The organism is uncultured Nevskia sp., assembly GCF_903885465.1.
Taxonomy (GTDB): Bacteria; Pseudomonadota; Gammaproteobacteria; order Nevskiales; family Nevskiaceae; genus Nevskia.
Map to the genome: position 1 here is coordinate 1 of NZ_CAISIQ010000333.1, position 8,007 is coordinate 8,007.

Here is an 8,007-nt window from a genome sequence, read left to right on the forward strand (position 1 = left end):
GGCACGACGCTCGGCATGATGATCGCCGACGCCCCGGCCGTGCTGCTCGCCGAGCGGCTGACCCAGAAGCTGTCATTCAAGCTGATCCGCTTCATCGCGGCTGGCCTGTTCGCGGCGCTCGGTATCGCGGCGCTGCTGAGTACGGCTTTCTGAGTTAATCCGCTGGATGGTCAAAATGGGGCTTGCCGAATCTTGATAACAGAATGATAATCGTTCTCAACAAGGAGACGAACGATGATCGAACCTGTCCTGTCTGCACCCCGCTCGATGTCCGCCGCCAGCCGGCAGCCCATGGAAGTCCAGGCGAAAGTCTCGATGCCCGCAAGCGTCGCGTCTGGCGATCCGGGCATCGAAACCGAACTCCACAGCGAGCGCCTGTTCGGGCGTACGCGGCGGCTGGTGATCGTCCATCACGGCGAACGCTACTGCCTGCAGGTCACCCGCGCCGGCAAGCTGCTGCTGACCAAGTGACGCCTGGCTCGCGCCGGCAGTAAAGCCGGCGCAAGCGCTTCAAACCGCCAGAAAGCGATCGAGGATTGCGTCGATCCAGCCGGCGTTCGCGGTGAACGCAGCCTGATTGGCGAGAATCACATCCGCCGTCTGCACATAGCGCGACGGCGTCACCGATTCGTGCCGGAACCATTCGACGGCTTCGGCCTGCGTCACTTCCGGATGGAACTGCAGACCGAGCACGCGGCTGCCGTCCCAGGCGAAGGCCTGCTGTGCGCAGGCGGCGCTTTCGATCAGCCGCGTCGCGCCGGCTGGCAGTGCGTAGGTGTCGCCATGCCAATGGAAGCTGGTGAATTCGGCTGGCAGGCCGGCCAGCAGCGGATGCGCGCGTCCTTCCGCCGTCAGCTGCAGCGGAAACCAGCCGATTTCCAGTTCAGCATTGCGAGTCACCGGGCCGCCGAGCACGTCGGCGATCAACTGCGCGCCCAGACAGATGCCGAGCACGCGCCGGCCTTGTGCGATCGCGGCGCGGATCAGCGCCTTTTCGGTGCGCAGCCAGGGATAAAGCGCGTACTGATCGATGTTCATCGGCCCGCCCATGACGATCAGCACATCGAACGCCTCCAGTTCGGGCAGGGTTTCGCCACGCTGCAGACGGGTGCCGCTGACCGTGTGGCGGCGCGCCGCCAGCCAGCCTTCGATGCTGCCCAATCCTTCGAAATCAGCATGTTGCAGCCAGTGAACGCGCATCGGCACCGTCTCCAGGATCAGGTTCTTGCCGGCACCATAGCCTGGCAATGGAAGTTGGCAAGCCTATTGCTAATTCTGTTCCGTCTCTTCTCGACTTCGCCCGGCTCCGGCCGGGCTTTTTGTTGGTGACGGCTTCGCGGAGCCTTCACTCATGGCCGCTATGATGCCGTTCACCTGTTGCCACCTGTGTCGCCGATGACTGTTTCTGCGTTGCCGAGGCTGGTGCTCGGTCTGAGCTTGATGCTGAATTCCTGCGTGCTGCTGTCGCAGCCAGACGCGCCGCGCGTTGCCAGCCCGGCGCTCGATGAACTCAGCGGCCTGACGGTTTCCCATGCCGATCCTGGCCTGCTCTGGGGCCATAACGACAGCGGCGCCGGCCCGGACCTGTACCGCATCGGCATCCACGGCGAAGATCTCGGCAGCGTCCATATCGCCGGGGTTCAGGCGATCGATTGGGAAGACATCGCCGCGTTCGATTGGCAGGGCAAGCCGGCGCTGCTGATCGCCGATACCGGCGACAACAACGCCAAGCGCAAGTCGGTGACCTTGTATGCGGTCAGCGATCCGGGCCGCATCGGCAAGCCGAAGCTGCTCTGGCAGCTGGATTTTCGTTACGACAACGGCCCGCGCGACTGCGAAGCGGTGGCTGTCGATCCCACCGATGGCAGCATCATCCTGCTCAGCAAGCGGGGCCAGCCGAAGTACCTGTATCGCCTGCCGCTGCCGAAGCGCAAACCGCCGGTCGGCGTCGCGGTGGCCGAGCGGCTAGGTGAAGTGCACAGCATCACCGGGCCGACGATGACCGATCTGGTCAGCTACCCGGGCCGCAGCGCCTTCTTCGGCCAGCCGACTGCGCTGGATATTTCCCGCGACGGCCTGACCGCAGTCGTCGTCACCTACAAGGACACGCTGCGCTGGCGGCGTCGTGCAGGGCAGAGCTGGCTGGAAACCTTCGCCACCGCGCCCGAAGTGCTCGATGCGCCGATGCTGCATCAGGCCGAAGCCGGTGCGATCGCTGCCGATGGCCGCTCGGTGTTCATCTCCGGCGAAGGCAGCCATCCGCCGTTGCTGAATATCCTGTTGCCGCCGTGAGCTAGCGAAGCGCGAGCCAGCCGAGCAGACCCAGGCCGAGCGCGATGCGATACCAGGCGAACACCGTGAAGCGGTGGGTCTGGATGTAGCGCAGCAGCCAGGTCACGGCAACGAAGGCGACCACTGCCGAAACCACGAAGCCGACGAGCACCGCCGTCCAGTCCTCGTGACCTTCGCCGCCGTGCTTGAACTCGCCATACAGCTCGTAGGCGCTGGCCGCGTACATGGTCGGGATGCCGACCAGGAACGCGAACTCGGTGGCCGCCGCGCGATTGGCACCGCCGACCAGCATCGCCGCGAAGATCGTTGCCGCCGAACGTGAGGTGCCGGGAAACACGCCGGCAACGACCTGCGCCACGCCGACGACGATCGCCGCCGTCCACAGGATCTGGTTCTGCGACGGCCGCCGCCCGGCCTGCCATTCGGCGGCCAGCATCCAGACGCCGCCGATCAGCAGCGCCCAGGCGATCGGTCCGATCTCGTCCGGCAGCGAAAAGCCGAGCTTCTTGACCGTCAGGCCGAGCACCACGGTGATCAGGAAGGCGATCGCCAGCTTGCCGATGTAGGCGCGGTTGTCGGCATCGTCGAGCCCGGTGGCCAGCTGCCACAGGCGCCGCCAATAGATCACAGTGACGGCGAGAATCGCGCCAGCCTGGATGACGATGTTGAACAGATCCGAGCGATGACCAAGGCCGAATTGTTCGGCGAGCAGCAGATGCCCGGTCGAGGAAATCGGCAGGAATTCGGTGATGCCTTCGATGATGCCGAGCAGGATGACTTGCAGCAGATCGTTCACGGGGCGCGGAAGGCAGTTGAAAGAGATGGGCGACAGTGATGGTCGATAATGCAGGGCCGGCGCAAAGCCGGTCTGCGGCGGCACAGGATACGGGACGAAGCATGCAAAACGCTGACAAGGAAGTGCTCGAAGGCGTGGCACTGGTCACCGGCGGCGCCCGCCGTGTCGGAGCGGCGATCGTCGAACGCCTGCATGCGGCCGGCATGAATGTCGTCATCCATTGCCGCACGTCGCGTGCTGAAGCGGACGCGCTGGCTGCCGCGCTGAACGCTCAGCGTGGCGACAGCGCCGCCGTACGGGTCGCCGATCTCGCCGACGATGCCGCCGTGGCTCAGCTCGCGGTGGATGCTCACGCCTGCTGGGGACGGCTCGATGCGCTGGTCAACAATGCTTCCGGCTATCGGCGCACGCCGATCGGCGCAATCACGCCGGCGCTGTTCGATGAACTGATCAGTTCGAACTTCAAGGCGCCGCTGCTGTTGATCCAGGCCTGCCTGCCGCTGTTCGGCGAGCAGGCGGCGGTGGTCAACATCCTCGACACCCTGGCCCGCCATGCGCGTCCCGGCTTCGCGCCCTACAACGCGGCGAAAGCGGCGCTGTGGTCATTGACCGAAACGCTGGCCGTCGAACTGGCGCCGCGTGTCCGGGTCAACGCCGTTGCCCCGGGTCACATCCTGTGGGCGGAATCGACGGTGCTGAGCGCTGCTCAGAAGGCTGAAGAGCTGGCGCAGATTCCGGCGGGCCGACTCGGTCAGCCTGAAGAAATCGCCCGCGCCGTCGCTTTCCTGCTCGGGCCGGGTGCCAGTTATCTGAATGGCGTGATCCTGCCGGTCGATGGCGGGCTGCGGCTGGGCTAGAGCGTTTCAGGAAAATTCGTCATGCCCGCCTGCGCGGGAATGACAAGCAGAGAAAAGGCCCGTCAGTCCTTGATCTTGACCAGAAAGCCCTTGATGTTGCTGCCCTCGAGCTTGGCCAGAACGGCCTGCGCCGCAGCCAGATCGGGTTGTGGGCCGACGCGCACCCGGAAACGGGTGTCGCGCTCATCGAGCGTCACCTGTTCGATGCGCGACTCGTAGCCGATCAGCGCCAGGCTGGCGCGCTGCTTGTCGGCTTCCTCGCGGGACTTGTAGGCGCCGACCTGCACCAGATACGCGCCCGGTGCATCGAGCGCCTTCTTGACCTCGGCGGGCGGCACCGGCGCCGGCTTGCTGCTGTTGGCCGGCGGCGGCCGCGAGTACTCGCGCGGGATCGTTACTTCGATCTTCGGCAGCTCGTTGTAGAAGGTGTAGCGCGGCGGCACCTTGTCCGGCACCGGCAGATCTTCCTTGCGCGGCTCGCCGGGTTTGGCGGCGGCCGCGGTGTCGGTCTTCTTCGCGTCCTTGCTCGGCGCAGCAGGGGGCGTTGCCGCTGAACCGATCGCGGTCTGATGCGAAGGACGATCGATGTAAGCGAAGGCAGCGACCACCAGGCCGATCGCCAGACCGATGATCAGCCAGACCCAGCCCGGCATCTGCGGCGCGCCGTTACCGCCACGCTGCGACGGCGGTGGCGGTCGACGGCTGGCCGGACCGCCACGATGCTGGCGGTTGTCGTTCGGATTGCGCGGCTTGGCGTAGTCCTTGGCCATTACATCTTCTCCGGGGCGCTGACGCCGAGCAGCGCCAGACCGTTCTTCAGCACCTGCTGAGTCGCCAGCGCCAAGGCGAGACGGGCATTGCGCAAGCTTGCGTCATCGATCAGGAACGGCACTGCGTGGTAGTAGCCGTGGAACGCGGCGGCGAGATCGCGCAGGTACTGGGCGATGACGTGCGGCTCCAGGTTCTGCGCCGAAGCCTGCACTGTTTCCGGGAAGCGGCCGAGCAGCGCGACCAGCGCCACGGCATCCGCTTCGACCAGCTGATCGAGTGCGGTGTAGCCGGCCGCCGGGTCATAGCTCAGGCCGCGCTCGCCCAACTGGCGGAACACCGCCGAGACGCGGGCATGCGCGTACTGGATGTAATAGACCGGGTTGTCGTTGGTCTGCGCGCGGGCCAGATCGATGTCGAAGATCAGCTGCGAATCGCTCTTGCGGGCCACCAGGAAATAGCGCGTAGCGTCGCAGCCGGCTTCTTCGATCAGATCGCGCAAGGTCACATAGGACCCCGCGCGCTTCGACAGCTTCACTTCCTCGCCGGCGCGCATCACGGTGACCATCTGGTGCAGCACGTATTCCGGCCAGCCTTTCGGAATTCCGATGTTCATCGCCTGCAGCCCGGCACGCACCCGGGCGATGGTGCCGTGATGGTCGGCGCCCTGCTCGTTGATCACCCGGACGAAGCCGCGCTGCCACTTGCTGACGTGATAGGCGACGTCCGGCACGAAGTAGGTGTAGCCGCCTTCGCGCTTGCGCATCACGCGATCCTTGTCATCGCCGAAGTCGGTGGTGCGCAGCCACAGCGCATCGTCCTGCTCGTAGGTGTGACCGCTGGCCTGGAGGGCTGCGACCGTGTTGTCGACCTTGCCCTCGGTGTACAGCGAGGACTCCAGGTAATAGACGTCGAACTTCACACCGAAGGCGCGCAGATCGAGATCCTGCTCGCGGCGCAGATAGGCGACGGCGAACGCGCGGATCGCATCGAGATCGTCGGCATCGGCCTTCGCGGTCACCGCGCGGTCATCGGCGGTGACGGTGTCGCCGGCCAGATACGAGGCCGCGACATCGGCGATGTAGTCGCCGCGGTAGCCGTCTTCCGGCCAGCCGGCGTCACCGGGATTGATGCCCTTGGCGCGCGCCTGCACCGACACGCCAAGGTTGGCGATCTGGTTGCCGGCATCGTTGTAATAGAACTCCTTCGACACCTGCCAGCCGGCAGCATCGAGCACCCGCGCCATGCAGTCGCCGACCGCTGCGCCGCGGCCGTGGCCGACGTGCAGCGGGCCGGTCGGATTGGCCGACACGAACTCGACCATTGCCTTGCCTTTCGATCCCGAGCGATCGATGCCGAAGCCTGCGCCGGCGTTCAGGATGTCGACCACCACCTGCTGCAACGCGCCAGCCGCGAGGAAGAAATTGATGAAGCCGGGGCCGGCAATCTCGACCTTGGCGACGATGCCGCCCTTCGGCAACGCGCTCACGATCGCGTCCGCCACCGCACGCGGCGGTTTGCCGAGCGGCTTGGCCAGGGTCAGCGCCAGATTGGTCGCGAAGTCACCGTTCTTCTTGTCCTTCGCCGGCTCGACGAGGATATCGGCCGGTGCGGCGACGGTGGTGCCATCGAGCACGGTGACGAGTGCGGCGCGCAGCAGGTCCTGCAGTTGGGATTTCATCGGGACGCGTTCAAACGGCCGGGTGGCCGAGCTTCAAGGTGGATGCCGCATTGTACGGGGCTGTTGTCGTTCTCCTTCCCCGTTTGCGGAGAAGAGAGACCAGCGATCTCAGGCCGGATCAGCCTCATGAATCCACGGCCGGCCGCGCGAGTTCGCGCGCCAGCCTTCTTCCAGCGCCGCTTCGATGCAGCCCTGCAGGCGCTTGGCGAACTGCACTTCGGATTTCGGCTTGCCGTGGCCGAACTCGACGAACGGGAATTCGACCAGCAACTCGCGGCGCTTGCCCGGATCGGTCGACACGGTCACCGACAGGCCGCCGCAGCCACCGCCGCCGCCCTTTACCGGCCCACCGATCCAGTGGCGCACCTGCCAGTGGTACTCGTCCTCGCCGATGACGATGACGCCGGAATCCTTAAACGCGCCCATCAGTTGCTCCCCACAGTCTTGCGCTTGATCACCAGCGGCCCGATCGCCTGGCATTCCGGCATCAGCTGCAGCAGGTTGATGTTGACCCGCGCCGGACGTGAAGCGACCCAGTACACGGCGTCGGCAATGTCATCGGCGGTCAGCGGCTCGGTACCGGCGTACATCGCATCGGCCTTGGCCTGGTCCCCGTGGAAGCGCACAGCGGAGAACTCGGTGCCGCCGCAGAGGCCCGGCTCGATGTCGGTGGCGCGAACGCCGGTGCCGACCAGATCGGCGCGCAGATTCAGGGTGAACTGGCGGACGAAGGCCTTGGTCGCGCCATAGGTGTTGCCGCCCGGATACGGCCATTCGCCAGCGGTCGAACCGAGGTTGATCACGTGGCCGCGGCCGCGGGCAACCATGCCCGGCAGGATGGTCCGGGTCATGGTCATCAGGCCCTTGATGTTGGTGTCGACCATCCGCTCCCAGTCTTCGAGGCTGGCCTGATGCGCCGGTTCCAGGCCCAGTGCCAGTCCGGCGTTGTTGACCAGCACGTCGATCGCCGCCCAGTCCGGCGGCAGGCTGGCGGCCATGGTTTCGATCGCCTGGCGATCAGTGACATCGAGCGCCACCGGCAGCAGCGCGGCGCCGAGTTCGGTGCGCAGCGCGGCCAGCTTGTCGATGCGGCGCGCGGCGGCGATCACGCGATGACCTTCGGCAATGAAGCGGCGGGCGATCGCGGCGCCAAAACCGGCGCTGGCGCCGGTGACGAGAACAGTGAGGGGTTTCATCGTGTTGCGGGAAGATTCGGACATGGCGCGGATTGTCGGGGCTGGCGGCTGTCGACGCCAGCCGACAAGGCTACCCGTGCTTCAGCGTTCGAGGCTCGGGTTCTAGGCACCGTTGTCGGTGCGGCGGCCGTCGACCGCGGCCAGCTTCAGGCGTTCGCCACGGCTGCGGCTGCGCGGGCCATCGGTGACGGCGCGGCGCAGGCCGTGATCCTTGAGCCAGAACAGGCAGTCCTCGAACGAGCGCGAGATGCGCGTCTGCAGGCGGATGCGTTCCAGCTTCGGCCAGGTGGCGCGCTCGCCATCGCGAATGAAGTTGGCGATCGCCGCTGGTGACGGGTTCGAGAACATCCGCATCAGCTGGGTGGGCGATTGCCGCGGATAGACGCTGATGTCGCCGCTGTAGCGTTGCTGAAGGAC

At 66.0% G+C, this 8,007-nt stretch carries 10 protein-coding genes and 1 pseudogene; 4 read left to right on the forward strand and 7 right to left on the reverse strand.

The window, feature by feature from the left end; translation table 11 throughout:
* Window positions 1-153 (forward strand): TMEM165/GDT1 family protein (locus tag QZY06_RS22235; protein WP_367275641.1); only part of this gene is annotated, 153 nt, incomplete at its 5' end.
* A gap of 81 nt (window positions 154-234) precedes the next feature.
* Complete coding sequence (gene hemP / locus QZY06_RS13025) at window positions 235-471, forward strand: hemin uptake protein HemP (protein WP_295685081.1); 237 nt, start codon at window positions 235-237, stop codon at window positions 469-471.
* A gap of 39 nt (window positions 472-510) precedes the next feature.
* Here the strand turns inward: hemP and QZY06_RS13030 are convergent, their stop codons facing one another.
* On the reverse strand, window positions 511-1,248 hold the full coding sequence (locus QZY06_RS13030) for a type 1 glutamine amidotransferase (protein ID WP_295685084.1): 738 nt from the start codon (window positions 1,246-1,248) through the stop codon (window positions 511-513).
* A 147-nt stretch (window positions 1,249-1,395) separates the two neighbouring features.
* Between QZY06_RS13030 and QZY06_RS13035 the strand changes: the two genes are divergently transcribed.
* Complete coding sequence (locus QZY06_RS13035; RefSeq protein ID WP_295685087.1) at window positions 1,396-2,292, forward strand: hypothetical protein; 897 nt, start codon at window positions 1,396-1,398, stop codon at window positions 2,290-2,292.
* A 1-nt stretch (window position 2,293) separates the two neighbouring features.
* On the opposite strand, the gene QZY06_RS13040 is transcribed toward QZY06_RS13035, so the two are convergent.
* Window positions 2,294-3,088 (reverse strand): undecaprenyl-diphosphate phosphatase, encoded by a 795-nt coding sequence (locus QZY06_RS13040; RefSeq protein WP_295685090.1) that lies wholly within the window; start codon window positions 3,086-3,088, stop codon window positions 2,294-2,296.
* A gap of 101 nt (window positions 3,089-3,189) precedes the next feature.
* On the opposite strand from QZY06_RS13040, the gene QZY06_RS13045 reads away from it, so the two are divergent.
* Window positions 3,190-3,945: an SDR family oxidoreductase gene (locus tag QZY06_RS13045; protein WP_295685093.1), complete on the forward strand. Its 756-nt coding sequence runs from the start codon at window positions 3,190-3,192 to the stop codon at window positions 3,943-3,945.
* 62 nt (window positions 3,946-4,007) lie between these two features.
* On the opposite strand, the gene QZY06_RS13050 is transcribed toward QZY06_RS13045, so the two are convergent.
* The 5 genes and pseudogenes from QZY06_RS13050 to QZY06_RS13070 form a co-directional block, all read right to left on the reverse strand.
* Window positions 4,008-4,715, reverse strand: coding sequence for an SPOR domain-containing protein (locus QZY06_RS13050; RefSeq protein ID WP_295685096.1), 708 nt, complete (start codon window positions 4,713-4,715; stop codon window positions 4,008-4,010).
* Window positions 4,715-6,394, reverse strand: a complete 1,680-nt coding sequence (argS, locus tag QZY06_RS13055; RefSeq protein ID WP_295685099.1) for an arginine--tRNA ligase — start codon at window positions 6,392-6,394, stop codon at window positions 4,715-4,717. The genes QZY06_RS13050 and argS overlap by 1 nt, the downstream gene beginning before the upstream one ends.
* 108 nt (window positions 6,395-6,502) lie before the next feature.
* The gene (locus QZY06_RS13060) at window positions 6,503-6,820 is read right to left on the reverse strand and encodes a hypothetical protein (RefSeq protein ID WP_022976547.1); all 318 of its coding nucleotides are present in this window, start codon (window positions 6,818-6,820) and stop codon (window positions 6,503-6,505) included.
* Entirely contained in the window at window positions 6,820-7,590 is a 771-nt protein-coding gene (locus QZY06_RS13065) for an SDR family oxidoreductase (RefSeq protein WP_295685103.1), read from the reverse strand. The genes QZY06_RS13060 and QZY06_RS13065 overlap by 1 nt, the downstream gene beginning before the upstream one ends.
* Window positions 7,591-7,692: 102 nt before the next feature.
* A pseudogene (locus QZY06_RS13070) lies at window positions 7,693-8,007 on the reverse strand (hypothetical protein); the annotation flags it as partial.